Here is a 13,986-nt window from a genome sequence, read left to right as displayed (position 1 = left end):
GGCGAGATTTGGTCGCCACGGCGGCGATGCGATGACGCTTGCCGTGGTGCGTCTTTGCGGCGCCGTTGTCTTAAGCGGTCAGCTGGACCCGGATGTATTCGACAAGCCCGTCAAGGCTGTCGGAGAATATGCCCAGCACCAAGATTGCTAGGCCCACCAGTCCGGCGGTCAGGACAACCCAATCAACGCTGACAGCGCCGTTTTGGTCACAGAAGAATTTCTTGAATTGGCTGCGCATGCGTATCTCCGCTTGCTGAGCGTTAGGTATGCAAAAGGACCGCCTCCCAGGTTGGGAGGCGGTCCCAATTGTTCGTAGAGCCGGCTAGCTCTGATCCGCTTAGTTGGCCGCTGGTGTGCGATCAGAGGTGGTTTCAAAGGCAGTGATATCTGCAGCGATATTGCCCGACATTGTCTCTACGTTGTCACCGATTGTGTTGAAAGCAACCACGGCCAGGCCAACGATCGCTGCGGTCAGAACGACCCAGTCAACTGTCACGGCACCGTCTTCGTCTTTGCGGAAGTTTTTGATAAAGTTCATCATGTCATGTCCCTCCAAGGATCACTGAGTAAAAGGTCTTAACCTCGCCGTCCGGTTTGCCTCGTTCTCTCATTGAGGCTGTCCGACTTGGTATGACCCTATATAGCCGTCTGATTGGGGCGCGAATTTGGCAGCAACTGCGCCTTTTTCAGACCGTTCGCTTTTTTCTTGCAAAAACTTCCTAACTCTCTGTTTAAATGGAGTTTAATTCTTCTACCTGACCTTCTTGCTCCGCTTTCCCGTCGCCTGAAAGGGCAATTGCGGCGAAATCGCCATGATCCCCGCCTCAAACGCTGGTCCGATTCCACGATTCGTGAGATATTGCCGAACAAAGGCGCGTCAGACGCAAGGTAGAGCAGGCATGTATCGTATATTGGCATTCTCGCTGGCCACGGCCCTTATGGCCCCTGCCGTTGCGGCAGAGGGCCCGAAATCCTTTCCTGAGTTTTCCGCCAAACGGGTCGGCCCGCCCAAGACGGGGGCCAAACGCATCACCGTGCAAATTGACCCGGCCGCACGCGCAGCCGCTGCGGCAAAGGTCGACACAGGCCCCGCAGTGGCCGCCACGCCAAGCGGCGCGATTGCGCCTTTGAGTGCGGGGCAGTTTGATTGGTTCTGGGATAAGGTCTCTCCCGCGGCGGACCGCGGCGGGGCGGGGCGGTTGGCGCCTGCGATGGCGGCGCTTTCAACGGGCAAGGTGCCCGCGCCGCGCCTGCAGCACCTGCAAGATATCGCACGCAGCAATGGGGTGGACATCCTGCGCGCCACGGTCGGCACGAATGTCTCTCCGGCGCTGGTATTGGCGGTGATCAGCGTGGAATCGGCGGGACGTACCGATGCGGTAAGCCGGGCCGGGGCGGCTGGACTGATGCAATTGATGCCCGATACCGCTGCCCGCTTTGGCGTGGGCGACAGTATGGTCGCGGCCGAGAATATCTCAGGCGGGGTCAAATACCTTAATTGGCTGATGGGGGAGTTCGACCGCGATCCGATTCTCGTACTGGCGGGCTATAACGCGGGGGAGGGGTCGGTGCGCAAACATGCGGGCGTGCCGCCTTTTGCTGAGACGCGCGACTACGTGCCCAAGGTGCTGGCCGCTTTTCAAGTCGCGCAGGGGCTTTGCCTGACACCGCCGGAACTGATCAGCGATGGCTGCGTCTTTGCCGCGATGAACTGATCGCGAAAGCCGTGCCCCCGGCGGATGCCGCCGAGGGGTGCCGCCGGGGTGGTTGTTAAACGATGGTCGCTTGGGTCGCGGCGCGCAGCTCGTCCTCGGTCACGCCATCGGCGCATTCGACGATCTTCAGACCGCCTTCGACCACGTCGAGCACGCCAAGGTTGGTGATGATCCGGTCGACCACGCCCTTGCCGGTCAGCGGCAGGGTGCATTCCTTCAGCACCTTTGACTCGCCCGCTTTGTTCTGGTGGTCCATCACCACGATGACCCGTTTGACGCCGGCGACAAGGTCCATCGCGCCGCCCATGCCTTTGACCAGTTTGCCGGGGATCATCCAGTTCGCCAGATCGCCGTTCTCGGCCACTTCCATGGCACCGAGGATCGCCGCCGCGATCTTGCCGCCGCGGATCATGCCAAAGGACATGGCGCTGTCGAAATAGGCGGTGCGGCTGAGCTCGGTGATGGTCTGTTTCCCAGCGTTGATAAGGTCGGGGTCTTCTTCGCCCTCAAAAGGGAAAGGGCCCATGCCCAGCATGCCATTTTCCGACTGCAGGGTGATGTCCTTGTCGCCAACGTAGTTCGCCACCAGCGTCGGAATCCCGATGCCGAGGTTCACATACATGCCGTCTTCGAGTTCCTCTGCGGCCCGCGCCGCCATCTGATCTCTATCCCAAGGCATTATGCTTCCTCCCGCTTGCGTGTCGTGACCTTTTCGATGCGCTTTTCGTGATCGCCTTGGATGATGCGATGCACGTAGATGCCCGGCAGGTGGATTTTATCGGGGTCGAGGCTGCCACGCGGGACGATCTCTTCGACCTCGACGATGCAGACCTTACCGCACATGGCGGCAGGCGGGTTAAAGTTGCGCGCGGTCTTGCGGAACATCAGGTTGCCAGTGTCGTCGGCTTTCCAAGCCTTCACGATCGACAGATCGGCAAAGATGCCCTCTTCGAGGATGTAATCCTCACCCCGGAATTGTTTGACCTCTTTGCCCTCGGCGATCTGGGTGCCGACACCGGTCTTGGTGTAAAAGCCCGGGATGCCCGCGCCACCGGCGCGCATGCGCTCGGCCAAGGTGCCTTGGGGGTTGAACTCCAACTCCAACTCACCGGAGAGGTACTGGCGCATGAACTCGGCGTTCTCGCCCACGTAGGAGGAGATCATCTTTTTCACCTGCCGCGATTGCAGCAAAATGCCGATGCCGAAATCATCGACGCCCGCGTTGTTAGACGCAAAGGTGAGGTCTTTGGCCCCGTTTTCCTTGATCGCCTGCAACAGCAATTCCGGAATGCCGCAGAGGCCAAAGCCCCCCGCGGCGATCAGCATGCCGTCCGATAGAACGCCTTCCAGCGCTTCGGCGGCGGATCCATAGATTTTGTTCACGGGCGACCTCCCTCTGGTTTCGTTGCGCCATATGTGACCCTGCGTTGTCGCAGTGTCAATTACGTGGTGCTACGCAGGGAGGCCGCCCAGAAGGGTCAGATGATACGCACTTGCGTGCCGACGGGGCACATGCCGAAAAGCTCTTCGATCTTCTCGTTATAGAGACCAATACAACCGTCCGAGGACCGTCGCCCGATCTTGCGCGTGTCATGGGTGCCGTGGATGATATAGGCGGGCCAGCTGAGATACATCGCATGGGTGCCAAGCGGGTTATCGGGGCCGGGCGGCATGTATTTGTAGTGCGGGAAGCGTTCCATCATCGACGCGGTCGGGGTCCAATCCGGGCCCTCTTTCTTGCGCACGATCTCGGTGTAGCCGCGCTTTGTGAGCTCTTCGGTGGCGGGCACGGAAGTAGGGTAAACCTTATAGGTCTGGCCGTCGGCGCTCCAATAATGCAGGGCGCGGCTGATGGTATCGGCCACGATAGCGCCTTTGCCGAGGCTGTCGAAATGGTCTTGCCAGCGCTGCGTGGCAAAGCTCGACGCGTTGCGTGAAACAGGGGCTTCGTTGGAAAATTCGCGGGCCGCTTGGCCGAATTCCTGCGCGCGCAGGATCTGCGGGGTGAGCAACGCGGCACCGCTTGCGGCGATCACGCCACGTCGGCTGAATTTAATGCCTGACATCTATCTGCCTTTCATATTGGTCTTGCCGGCTCCCTGATCGGAAAATCGAAGGGAGATGGCAAATCACATATTCATGATGTTGGATGTAAACGCCGCCCACAGGCGGAACCGCGCCGATCCCCGGCGCGGCCGCTGTGGTCTGGCGGCGTAATTACGCGCTGTCGGCCTTTTTCGCCGCCGGCTTCTTCGCGGCGGGTTTCTTGGCCGGAGCCTTTTTGGCGGGCGCTTTCTTGGCTGCCGCCTTCTTTGCCGCGGGTTTTTTGGCCGCGGCTTTCTTCGCCGGTGCCTTCTTGGTCGCCGCCTTGCGTTTGGCGGGGGACTTGGCGAGCTTCTCTTCGATCAACTCGACCGCGCGTTCCATGGTCAGGTCTGCCGGTTCGATCTCTTTCGGGATCGTCGCGTTGACCTTTTCCCACTTCACGTAAGGCCCGTATTTGCCTTCCATGACATTGACCGCGCCGCCCATATCCGGGTGCTCGCCCATCTCGCGGATCGGTTTTGCGGCCTTGCCACGGCCACCACGGCTGGCAACCTTCTCGGCCAAAAGCTGCACCGCGCGGTTCATGCCGACGGTCCAAACCTCATCGATGCCCTCAAGGTTGGCATTGGTGCCGCCCCGGTCCGAGGTGCTTTCGGCATGTTTGATGTAAGGCCCGTAGCGGCCAATGTTGGCCCAGACCATCACGCCGTCCTCGGGGTGGGGGCCGATCTCCCGCGGGAGGGAGAGCAGCATCACGCCCTGTTCCAAAGTCAAATCCTCGGGCACCCAATCCTTGGGGATCGACTGGCGCGGCGGTTTTTTGTTTTCTTCGGTCACCGGCCCGCGCTGGACGTAAGGCCCGAAACGGCCCTTGAAAACGCGGATTTCGTCGCCCTGATCCTCACCCAAAAGCTTGCCATCAGGCGGAATGGCCGAGGCTTCGGCCTCCGGATCGGGCGGGCCAAAGGGGCGTGTGTAACGGCATTCGGGGTAGTTCGAGCAGCCGATAAAGGCGCCGCCCGAACGGGCCGTGCGCATCGACAGGCGGCCAATTTCGCAATTGGGGCAAAGCCGGGGGTCGCCACCGTCTTCGGTCGGCGGGAAAAGATGGGGCTCGAGCACCTCATTGATCTTTTCCAAGACCTCGGTGATGCGCAACTCGGATGTTTCTGCAATCGCCGCCGAGAAATCACGCCAGAAGCGACGCAGCACTTCCTTATAGGCGGCATCGCCCGCGCTGACCTTATCAAGCTGGTCTTCGAGATCGGCGGTGAAATCATAGCCGATGTAGCGGCGGAAGTAGTTTTCGAGAAATGCGGTGACCAGCCGGCCCTTATCCTCGGGGATCAGACGGTTGCCGTCCTTGCGAACATATTCGCGGTCCTGAATCGTGGTGACGATGCTGGCATAGGTCGAGGGGCGGCCGATGCCGAGCTCTTCCATGCGTTTAACCAGCGTGGCTTCGGTATAGCGCGGCGGCGGCTGGGTGAAATGCTGCTCCGGGGTGACGGCGCGTTTGTCCATCGCGTCGCCTTGGCTGATCTGCGGCAGACGCTTGTCGTCCTCGTCGACCACATCATCACGGCCTTCTTCATAGACCCGCAAGAACCCGTCGAACAGCACGACCTGACCATTGGCGCGCAGGCCAACCTGACCGTCATCGCTGCCGACCTCAACCGTGGTGCGCTCCAGCCGGGCGCTTTCCATCTGGCAGGCCAGCGTGCGTTTCCAAATCAGGTCATAAAGCTTCGCCTGATCGGCATCGAGCTTCAGTGTCTTCGCGTCTTTGGTCATATCCGTGGGGCGGATACATTCGTGCGCTTCCTGAGCGTTTTTCGCTTTGTTTTTATAGATGCGCGGCTCTTTCGGCACGTAATCCGCGCCGAAACGGTCAGCGATCGCATCACGCGCCATGCTCACCGCTTCGGGCGCCATGTCGATGCCGTCGGTCCGCATGTAGGTGATGTGCCCGGCCTCATAGAGGCGCTGCGCGGTCGACATGGTCTGGCGCGCGCCCATGGAGAATTTGCGGCTGGCTTCCTGCTGCAAGGTCGAGGTCATAAATGGTGCCGAGGGGTTGCGGCTGGCCGGTTTCGCCTCGACGTTCATCACTTTCAGCGCGCGGCTGGTGATCGCCTGCACGGCCATCTCGGCCTGCGTGGCATCGGCCAGATCGAAGCGATCCAGCTTTTTGCCCGCAAGAGAAACGAGGCGCGTTTCGAATTCTTGGCCGCGCGGCGTGGCGAGCAGGGCCTTCACCGACCAGTATTCACGGGCGCGGAAGGCTTCGATCTCCATCTCGCGCTCAACGATCAGGCGCAGGGTGACCGATTGCACACGTCCGGCGGACTTCGCACCGGGCAGTTTGCGCCAAAGCACGGGAGAGAGGTTGAACCCTACCAGATAGTCCAGCGCGCGGCGCGCGAGATAGGCCTCGACCAGCGGCATATCGACCTGACGCGGGTTCTGCATCGCCTCGGTCACGGCCTTTTTAGTGATCTGGTTAAAGACGACGCGGCTAACGGGCGTGTCTTTCTTGATCGACTTGCGCTTGGTCAGCGCCTCTTGCAGGTGCCAGCTGATCGCCTCGCCTTCGCGGTCGGGGTCAGTCGCGAGGATCAGTGCGTTGTCTTTGGCCAGCGCGTCGGCGATGGCTTTGACGTGTTTCTTGCTGTCAGAGGCGACTTCCCATTTCATGTCGAAATCGGCGTCGGTGTCGACCGATCCGTCCTTTGGCGGCAAGTCCCGGACGTGGCCGTAAGAGGCGAGAACGGTGTAATCGTCGCCCAGATATTTGTTGATCGTTTTGGCCTTGGCTGGGGATTCGACAACGACGACGGGCATAAATACAGGCACCTTAGATCAAAAATGAGGGCGGCTTTGCGCTGTCTCATGTGGGATGGCGGGGGTGTTTGTCAATGCGGCTGCTGCGGATGAGGGGTTTGGCGCGCAGCGGTTTGGCAGGGCAGATGGGCCGTATTGCCGCTATTAGCGGGCGGCTTTCGGCAGCGCCTTGGTCGGGGGCGTTGCTCGCGAGGTGCCACGGCGCAACTCTGCTCAGGCCGGGACGAAATGTGCGACGCCGTCAGGCGGAACGGCTTAGCAACCGCCCGGCTGACGCTGAATTTCCCCCTCCATCTCAAGATCAAGCAGGGCAGGGGCCACGTCACTGCTGGGCACTTGCAGATCGCGGATCAACTGATCCTCTGCGACCGGGCGGGGCCGAGGCGGGCGAGGATTTGCGCATGGAGCTTTGCGACGGGGCCGCGGTTTGGCGGAGGCGTTTTTGCCCGAAGTGGGGGCGGGCGGGCTTGCGTCGGGGTATTTCGGAGCCCGGTGTGGCCAGCTCCGGCAAAAACCTCCAACACGTCAGCGGCGGAGCGGACCAGCACTGCGCCGTCGCGGATCAGCATGTTGCAGCCCGCCGCGCGCGCGTCCATCGGGTGGCCGGGCACCGCCAGCACGTCGCGCCCCTGATCCAATGCATCGCGTGCGGTGATCAAGCTGCCCGAGCGGGCCGCTGCCTCAACCACCACGGTTGCCCGGCTCAGGCCAGAGATGATGCGGTTGCGGCGTGGGAAATGCCGCGCCATCGGTTGCAGCCCCATTGGTTTGCTCTGACAGGCGCAGCCCCTGCGCTGCGATCTGTTCCGCCAGTTCTGCATTCTCGCTTGGGTATATAATGTCGACCCCGCCCGCCTGCACGGCGATGGTGCCATGGGCAAGCGCGGCGGAATGGGCAGCGGCGTCGATGCCCCGCGCAAGGCCGGAGACGACGACAAACCCAGCCTCCCCAAGCTCCGCCGCGAGGGTGCGTGCCATGCGAAGCCCAAGCGAAGAGGCATTCCGCGCACCGACCAATGAAATCATAGGCCGGTTGAGGAGGGATGGGTCACCGATCACCCCAAAAAAGGGCGGGCATCGTCGAGATCATTCAATAGGTCGGGTAGGGCGCCTGTCCATGAACCAGCAGCCGCGCCCCGGCGGTGCGGGCGGCATTGAGTTCGGCCTGAACAACCCCTTCGGGGCAAATGCGATAGTTCGAAATGCCTGCGGCCTGCGCCACTTCGGGCAAGGCGTTCAGCGCATTGATCGCAGAGCCATGTTCATCCAGCAGACGCCGGTAGGTGGAAATGCCCACCCTGCGTGAGCGCAACAGACGAAGCCGGGCAAACTGTTCATCTTCCTGGGTGGGTGGGAGTGGGGGGTGAGTGGAAGAAGGATGTAGGTCCTTGTCAGTCATCCCGAAGCTCCGTCCGTTGCAGAATCAGGTATAGGATTTAGTGCTTAACAACCTATGAATTTTCTCCAACCCATTCGATTCAACTCAGACGTGTCGTCAGGTCGCGGCCCCGCCCACGGTCAGCCCGCCGATCATCAGGGTCGGCTGGCCCACGCCCACCGGCACCCATTGGCCCTGCTTGCCGCAGTTGCCCATTCCGGGGTCCAGCGTCGGGTCATTGCCAATGGCGCGGATCTGCTGCAGCGCCGTGGCTCCGTCGCCGATCAGCGTGGCCCCTTTGACCGGCGCGCCGAATCTTGCCGTTTTGCACGCGGTAGGCCTCGGTGCAGGAAAATACGAACTTGCCGTTGGTGATATCGACCTGACCGGCCGCCAAATCCGATGGCATAAATCCCATCTTTGAGGTCGGCCACGATGTCCTCCGGTGCCGCATCGCCGCCTAGCATATAGGTGTTGGTCATGCGCGGCATCGGGATATGGGCATAGGATTGCCGCCGTCCGTTCCCGGTTGAGGCTCCGCCCATCAGCCGCCCGTTCTGACGGTCCTGCATATAGCCCACCAGCACGCCATCCTCGATCAACACATTGCGCGCCGAGGGGGTGCCTCGTCATCGACCGAGATCGAGCCGCGCCGGTCGGGGATCGTGCATCGTCCAGCACGGTCACGCCCTTTGCCGCGATCTGTTGGCCCATCAGCCCGGCAAAGGCGCTGGAGCCCTTGCGGTTAAAATCGCCCTCAAGCCCGTGTCCGTGGCTTCGTGCAGCAGGATGCCGGGCCAAGCCGGGGCCAAGCACCACGTCCATCACGCCACGCCGGAGCAGGGACGGCCTCTAGGTTCACGCAGGCGATGCGCAGAGGGCTTCGCGGACCTTGGCCTGCCAGTCGTCGGGCGCGAGCATGCCATCAAAGCCCAATCCGCCCGCAGCCGCCGACACCGCCACTTTCCGCGGCGACCGTCTTGCTCCACGATGACCGAGACATTGACCCGTGTCATCGGGCGCACGTCGCGCACTGAATGCCCTCAGGGCGGAGGATCTCGACACTCCTGAATGCTGGGCCGCGATTGTCGCACTACACCTGCACCACGCGGGAATCGAGGCTGCGGGCATAGGCGTCGATCTCGCGCAGGGTATCGACCTTGACCGGAAAGGCATGGCCCGCGATCGGGTCTTCGTCCGTATAAACCGCTTGTTGCTGGCCTGCGGGGCATCGCCCACGTGCCGCCGCCATCGCCCACCGCCAGCCGCGCCGTCTCCGCCGCGCGGCGCAGGGACGCCTCGCTGAGTTCGGTGGAATGGGCGTAGCCTGCCACCTCACCGCGCACGGCGCGCAGGCCAAAAGCCCTCGGCGGCATCGTAGCTGGCGGTTTTGAGGCGTCCGTCGTCGAACACCAGCGCCTCTGAGCGGCGGCGTTCGAGGAAACAATTCCCCGTCATCGGCACCGGCCACGGCCTCGCGCAGCACGCTCAGAGCGGTTTCTCGGTCCAGATCGGCTCGAAGGGGGTGAAATGCGCGCGGCTCATTGGGGGTATCCTTGCTTGCTGTCACAAAAACTGTCTCGCGCGGCTCTATGACGCAAGCATGTGACTTTATCTTGTAGGCAGAATATGATTGTAAGCATCCAGGATTACAACGGCACCGGGTCGCAGCAGCGGTTTTGGGGTGCCTTATCGGCTTCTTAATGGTCACAAGATCAGGACGACATATGAAAACATCTACTCCCCCTTTCCGGTCTTTGACCAGCCTTGCCGCCCTGCCTGCATTGGCACAGGACAGCCTGCGCATTGACGGGCTTGATGTCATCGGCAGACCTGTTGACGGCGAGACAGGCTTTCAACCCGCTGTGACGCGGGTGGCGCAGGATATTCACGATCTGGATTACCTGATTCTCGTGATCATCACGCTGATCACCATTTTCGTGACCGGTCTGATCATCTGGGTCATGATCCGTTACAACAAAAAGCGGAACCCGAACCCCTCGTCCTTCACGCACCACACCCCGATCGAGATCGCTTGGACGATCCTGCCGATTCTGGTCCTTGTGCTGATCGGTGCCTATTCGCTGCCGATCCTGTTCCGCCAGCAGGAAATCCCCGAAGCTGACATCACCATCAAGGCCATCGGCAACCAGTGGTACTGGACCTATGAATATGTCGACGAAGAGATTGCCTTTGACAGCTACATGATCGGTGCTCCGGCCACGCTGGGTGACGGCGACGAAGATGTGACCCCCTTCGTGTTGAACGACGCGATGGTCGCCAAGCTCGAAGACGAAGGCTATGCCCGCGAAGACTTCCTGCTGGCCACCGACACATCGGTGGTGATCCCCGTGGGCAAGACCATCGTCGTGCAGGTCACGGCAAGCGACGTGATCCACTCTTGGACCATTCCCGCTTTCGGCGTGAAACAGGACGGCGTGCCGGGCCGTTTGGCGGAACTGTGGTTCACCGCCGAACAGGAAGGCGTCTACTTCGGTCAGTGTTCCGAGCTTTGCGGTCAGGCCCACGCCTATATGCCGATCACCGTCAAAGTCGTCTCGGAAGAGGCCTATGCGGAATGGCTTGGCAACGCCAAGGCGGAATATGCTGGCATCGAGCAGCCGCTGACCGTCGCCTCTAAGTAAGCCAGTGCCACGGGGCAGGGCGCAGGCCCGTGTTTACCCTTGGAAGGTTCGGGATGACTGACATCACCAATACGCCAACACGTGAATACGACGCGCAGCTGGGGGATTACTTCGCCCTGCTGAAACCGCGCGTCATGTCGCTTGTCGTCTTCACGGCCTTCGTGGGGCTGTTGGCCGCACCGGTCTCGGTCAATCCCGTCATCGGCTTTTGCGCGATCTTGTTCATTGCCATCGGCGGCGGCGCCTCGGGCGCGCTCAACATGTGGTGGGATGCCGATATCGACGCGGTGATGCGCCGCACGCGCGGGCGTCCGATCCCGTCGGGCCGGGTCCAACCCGGAGAGGCGCTGACCCTCGGTGTGGCGCTGTCGGGTCTGTCGGTGATGATGCTGGGTCTGGCGACCAACCTTCTGGCGGGGGGGATGCTGCTCTTTACCATCCTGTTCTACGCCGTGTTCTACACCATGTGGCTCAAGCGCTTGACGCCGCAGAACATTGTCATCGGCGGTGCCGCCGGGGCCTTCCCGCCGGTGATCGGCTGGGTCGCCGCCACGGGCAGCTTCTCGGTCGAGGCATGGTTGATGTTCGCACTGATCTTCATGTGGACCCCGCCGCATTTCTGGGCGCTGGCGCTCTTCATGCGCTCTGACTACGACGATGCCAAAGTGCCCATGCTGACCGTGACCCACGGCCGTCCGGCGACGCGGCTGCACATCTTCGTCTACACGGTTCTGCTGGCCGCGTTGGCCATTGGCACAGCCTTCACCGCCATCGGTGGCATCTTCTACTTCGCCGTGGCGCTGATCTTGAACGCCGCCTTCCTGCTGGGCGCTTACCGCATCTGGAAGCGGGACGAGGTTATGGCTGAGGGGGACGATTATGCCGAAGAGCGCAAGTTCTTCCGCCTGTCGCTGGCCTATCTCTTTTTGCACTTCGGGGCGATTCTGGGCGAAGCGGCCCTGCGCACCTTTGGATTGGGGGGCTGGTAATGGGCATCCGACCAGAACACGAGCTTCACGAACGCCGCCGGGGCCGCAACATCGGCGTGGGCCTGATGCTGGGTGCCTTCGTGGTGCTGATCATGGCGCTGACCTACGTCAAGATCACGCAAACGGATTTTGAACTGCCGGCCAATCAGCGTGAGGTGACCCAGTAATGGCGCTTTCCGGTCCTCAAAAAACAGTAATGCAAACCGTGAGTGTCGTGGTGCTGATGGGCGGTTTGGCTTGGGCATCTGTCCCTTTCTACGATTGGTTCTGCCGCGTGACAGGCTTCGGCGGGACGCCGGGGCAGGTATCGGAAGGCAGCGCGGATGTGCTCGACCAGACCGTCAAGGTCCGCTTTGACGGCTCGCTCAACGATGGCATGCCGTGGGAGTTCAAACCCGTGGTGCGTGAAATGGAAGTGCGGATCGGCGAGACCGGACTGGCCTTCTACGAAGCCTATAACCCCACCGACCACGCCGTCGCGGGGCAGGCCAGCTACAACGTGACCCCCTATACCGCCGGGCCGTTTTTCGAAAAGATCGACTGCTTTTGCTTTACCGAACAGGTGCTGGCACCGGGCGAGCGCGTGCAGATGCCGGTAAGCTTCTTCGTCGATCCGGAAATGGTCGAAGACCGCGATGGGAAGTTTGTACATACCATCACTCTGTCCTATACATTCTACGAAATTGACCTGCCCGAGGGCTATGCCGCCCTCGATCAGGACAGCGCCACAACAACGAATTAACGACCTGATTAAACAAAGGTGAGGGACCCGCAACCATGGCCCATGCAAAAAACCACGACTACCATATTCTCCCCCCCTCGACCTGGCCGCTTTTGGGGTCGGTAGGCGGATTTGCCATGCTGGCGGGCGCCGTCCTGTGGATGCACGGAATGACGCCCTTCGTCTTCTTGGGCGGGCTGGTCGCCACACTTTACGTCATGTTCGCATGGTGGTCCGAAGTGGTCTCTGAAAGCGAAGTGGGCGATCACACCGGTGTGGTGCGGATCGGCCTGCGCTATGGCTTCATCCTGTTCATCATGTCCGAAGTCATGTTCTTCGTCGCGTGGTTCTGGTCCTTCTTCAAACAGGCCCTTTACCCGATGTATGAGTATGTCGGCTCAGAGTACGTCCAGCCCGAAATCCACGCGGTTGACGCCTTTCACCTGCCGCTGATCAACACGCTGGTGCTGCTGCTGTCGGGCTGTGCCGTGACATGGGCCCACCACGCGCTGGCGCATGAGAACAACCGCAAGGACCTGATCTCGGGCCTGACCATCGCCGTGATCCTCGGCGTGCTCTTCACCGCGTTGCAGGCTTACGAATACTACGAACTGCTGGTCCATGACGATTGGACCTTCGGCGGCGATATGTATTTCTCCAGCTTCTTCATGGCGACCGGCTTCCACGGCTTCCACGTTGTGATCGGCACGATCTTCCTCTTCGTCTGCCTGCTGCGCGCCATGCGCGGCCACTTCACCCCCGAACGCCACGTCGGCTTCGAGGCGGCGGCGTGGTACTGGCACTTCGTTGACGTGGTCTGGCTGTTCCTCTTCTTTGCCGTCTACATGTGGGGCCAGCCCTAAACATAAGGCGGGGTTGCATCCGCGCCCCACACCCGTAAAACCCAAACGCGCGAAGCCCTCTTCGCGCGTTTGTCGTTTCAGCCAGAGAGATTCGAATGCGGCGCAGCCTGTTCTTCATCATCGTCGGCCTTGGCGGGGCAGCCATCCTCGTCGCACTCGGGGTCTGGCAGGTGCAGCGGCTGGCATGGAAAGAGGCGATCATCGCCGATATCAACGCCCGGATCACCGCCGCTCCGGTGGCCTTGCCCCGCGATCCTGACCCACAAGCCGACGCCTATCTGCCCGTCACGGTCAGCGGAGAGATCGGGGCCGAGGCGCTGCATGTGCTGGTCAGCCAGAAGCAGAAAGGCGCAGGCTACCGTGTCATCGCGCCCATGACCTTGGAGGGTAGCCGCCGCATCCTCGTCGACCTCGGCTTTACCGCCACAGCGAACAAAGACGCCATCGCCCCCGCGGGCAGCGCCACCCTGACCGGCAACTTGCAATGGCCCCAAGAGGTCGACAGTTTCACGCCCGAAGCCGACACCGAAAGCAACATCTGGTTCGCCCGGGATGTGGAGGTCATGGCTGACACGCTCAACACCGAGCCGCTCCTCGTCGTGGTCCGCGACGGCAGCGGGCCGGACCTCAAGATCACGCCGCTGCCCGTGGATACCGCCCGTATCCCCAACGATCACTTGCAATATGCGATCACCTGGTTTTCCCTCGCCGCCATCTGGCTGGCGATGACCGTTCTTTTCCTGCGCCGCCGCCGCGCCCCTGCAACGCCGAAAGTCGACTGACCC

General features: G+C 61.5%; 16 protein-coding genes and 2 pseudogenes. 7 read left to right on the top strand and 11 right to left on the bottom strand.

From position 1 onward, the window contains the following. Positions 1–70 precede the first annotated feature (70 nt). Positions 71–238 (bottom strand): hypothetical protein, encoded by a 168-nt coding sequence (locus K3762_RS13775; RefSeq protein WP_162931870.1) that lies wholly within the window; start codon positions 236–238, stop codon positions 71–73. A gap of 99 nt (positions 239–337) precedes the next feature. Beyond that, complete coding sequence (locus tag K3762_RS13770) at positions 338–541, bottom strand: Flp family type IVb pilin (protein WP_120351637.1); 204 nt, start codon at positions 539–541, stop codon at positions 338–340. 358 nt (positions 542–899) lie between these two features. Between K3762_RS13770 and K3762_RS13765 the strand changes: the two genes are divergently transcribed. Next, entirely contained in the window at positions 900–1,715 is an 816-nt protein-coding gene (locus K3762_RS13765) for a lytic transglycosylase domain-containing protein (RefSeq protein ID WP_132444365.1), read from the top strand. Positions 1,716–1,770: 55 nt separating this feature from the next. On the opposite strand, the gene K3762_RS13760 is transcribed toward K3762_RS13765, so the two are convergent. From K3762_RS13760 to tldD, 9 genes and pseudogenes are all read right to left on the bottom strand, one after another. Then, a complete protein-coding gene (locus K3762_RS13760) occupies positions 1,771–2,394 on the bottom strand; it encodes a CoA transferase subunit B (protein WP_067621991.1) in 624 nt (207 codons plus the stop codon). Then, positions 2,394–3,098, bottom strand: a complete 705-nt coding sequence (locus tag K3762_RS13755; RefSeq protein WP_067935997.1) for a CoA transferase subunit A — start codon at positions 3,096–3,098, stop codon at positions 2,394–2,396. Before K3762_RS13755 ends, K3762_RS13760 begins: the two co-directional genes overlap by 1 nt. Before the next feature lie 95 nt (positions 3,099–3,193). After that, on the bottom strand, positions 3,194–3,781 hold the full coding sequence (locus K3762_RS13750; RefSeq protein ID WP_067935999.1) for a L,D-transpeptidase: 588 nt from the start codon (positions 3,779–3,781) through the stop codon (positions 3,194–3,196). 151 nt (positions 3,782–3,932) lie between these two features. Further along, positions 3,933–6,605, bottom strand: a complete 2,673-nt coding sequence (gene topA, locus K3762_RS13745; RefSeq protein ID WP_260010005.1) for a type I DNA topoisomerase — start codon at positions 6,603–6,605, stop codon at positions 3,933–3,935. 255 nt (positions 6,606–6,860) lie between these two features. Further along, positions 6,861–6,959, bottom strand: coding sequence for a hypothetical protein (locus K3762_RS13740; protein ID WP_260010003.1), 99 nt, complete (start codon positions 6,957–6,959; stop codon positions 6,861–6,863). Beyond that, the gene (locus K3762_RS13735) at positions 6,956–7,426 is read right to left on the bottom strand and encodes a DNA-protecting protein DprA (RefSeq protein ID WP_260010001.1); all 471 of its coding nucleotides are present in this window, start codon (positions 7,424–7,426) and stop codon (positions 6,956–6,958) included. The genes K3762_RS13740 and K3762_RS13735 overlap by 4 nt, the downstream gene beginning before the upstream one ends. A 76-nt stretch (positions 7,427–7,502) precedes the next feature. Beyond that, positions 7,503–7,631: pseudogene (locus K3762_RS13730) on the bottom strand (DNA-processing protein DprA); the annotation flags it as partial. 64 nt (positions 7,632–7,695) lie between these two features. Further along, entirely contained in the window at positions 7,696–7,917 is a 222-nt protein-coding gene (locus tag K3762_RS13725) for a hypothetical protein (protein WP_260009999.1), read from the bottom strand. A 183-nt stretch (positions 7,918–8,100) separates the two neighbouring features. Next, a pseudogene (tldD, locus tag K3762_RS13720) lies at positions 8,101–9,493 on the bottom strand (metalloprotease TldD). A gap of 217 nt (positions 9,494–9,710) precedes the next feature. Here tldD and coxB point away from each other — a divergent pair. The 6 genes from coxB (at position 9,711) to K3762_RS13690 (ending at position 13,983) form a co-directional block, all read left to right on the top strand. Further along, positions 9,711–10,628 (top strand): cytochrome c oxidase subunit II, encoded by a 918-nt coding sequence (gene coxB, locus K3762_RS13715; protein WP_260009997.1) that lies wholly within the window; start codon positions 9,711–9,713, stop codon positions 10,626–10,628. A gap of 53 nt (positions 10,629–10,681) precedes the next feature. Then, positions 10,682–11,617, top strand: coding sequence for a heme o synthase (gene cyoE / locus K3762_RS13710; RefSeq protein ID WP_067939903.1), 936 nt, complete (start codon positions 10,682–10,684; stop codon positions 11,615–11,617). After that, positions 11,617–11,784 (top strand): cytochrome C oxidase assembly protein, encoded by a 168-nt coding sequence (locus K3762_RS13705; protein WP_120351631.1) that lies wholly within the window; start codon positions 11,617–11,619, stop codon positions 11,782–11,784. Before cyoE ends, K3762_RS13705 begins: the two co-directional genes overlap by 1 nt. Continuing rightward, on the top strand, positions 11,784–12,359 hold the full coding sequence (locus tag K3762_RS13700) for a cytochrome c oxidase assembly protein (RefSeq protein ID WP_132444369.1): 576 nt from the start codon (positions 11,784–11,786) through the stop codon (positions 12,357–12,359). The genes K3762_RS13705 and K3762_RS13700 overlap by 1 nt, the downstream gene beginning before the upstream one ends. A 35-nt stretch (positions 12,360–12,394) precedes the next feature. Next, positions 12,395–13,201, top strand: a complete 807-nt coding sequence (locus K3762_RS13695) for a cytochrome c oxidase subunit 3 (protein WP_120351629.1) — start codon at positions 12,395–12,397, stop codon at positions 13,199–13,201. A gap of 95 nt (positions 13,202–13,296) precedes the next feature. Next, complete coding sequence (locus tag K3762_RS13690) at positions 13,297–13,983, top strand: SURF1 family protein (protein WP_260009993.1); 687 nt, start codon at positions 13,297–13,299, stop codon at positions 13,981–13,983. Positions 13,984–13,986: the final 3 nt, after the last annotated feature.

It is taken from the genome of Sulfitobacter sp. W074 (assembly GCF_025142275.1).
Lineage (GTDB): Bacteria > Pseudomonadota > Alphaproteobacteria > Rhodobacterales > Rhodobacteraceae > Sulfitobacter > Sulfitobacter profundi.
The sequence above is the reverse complement of the archived record's forward strand: the minus strand, read 5'-3'. Positions and strand labels throughout refer to the sequence as shown.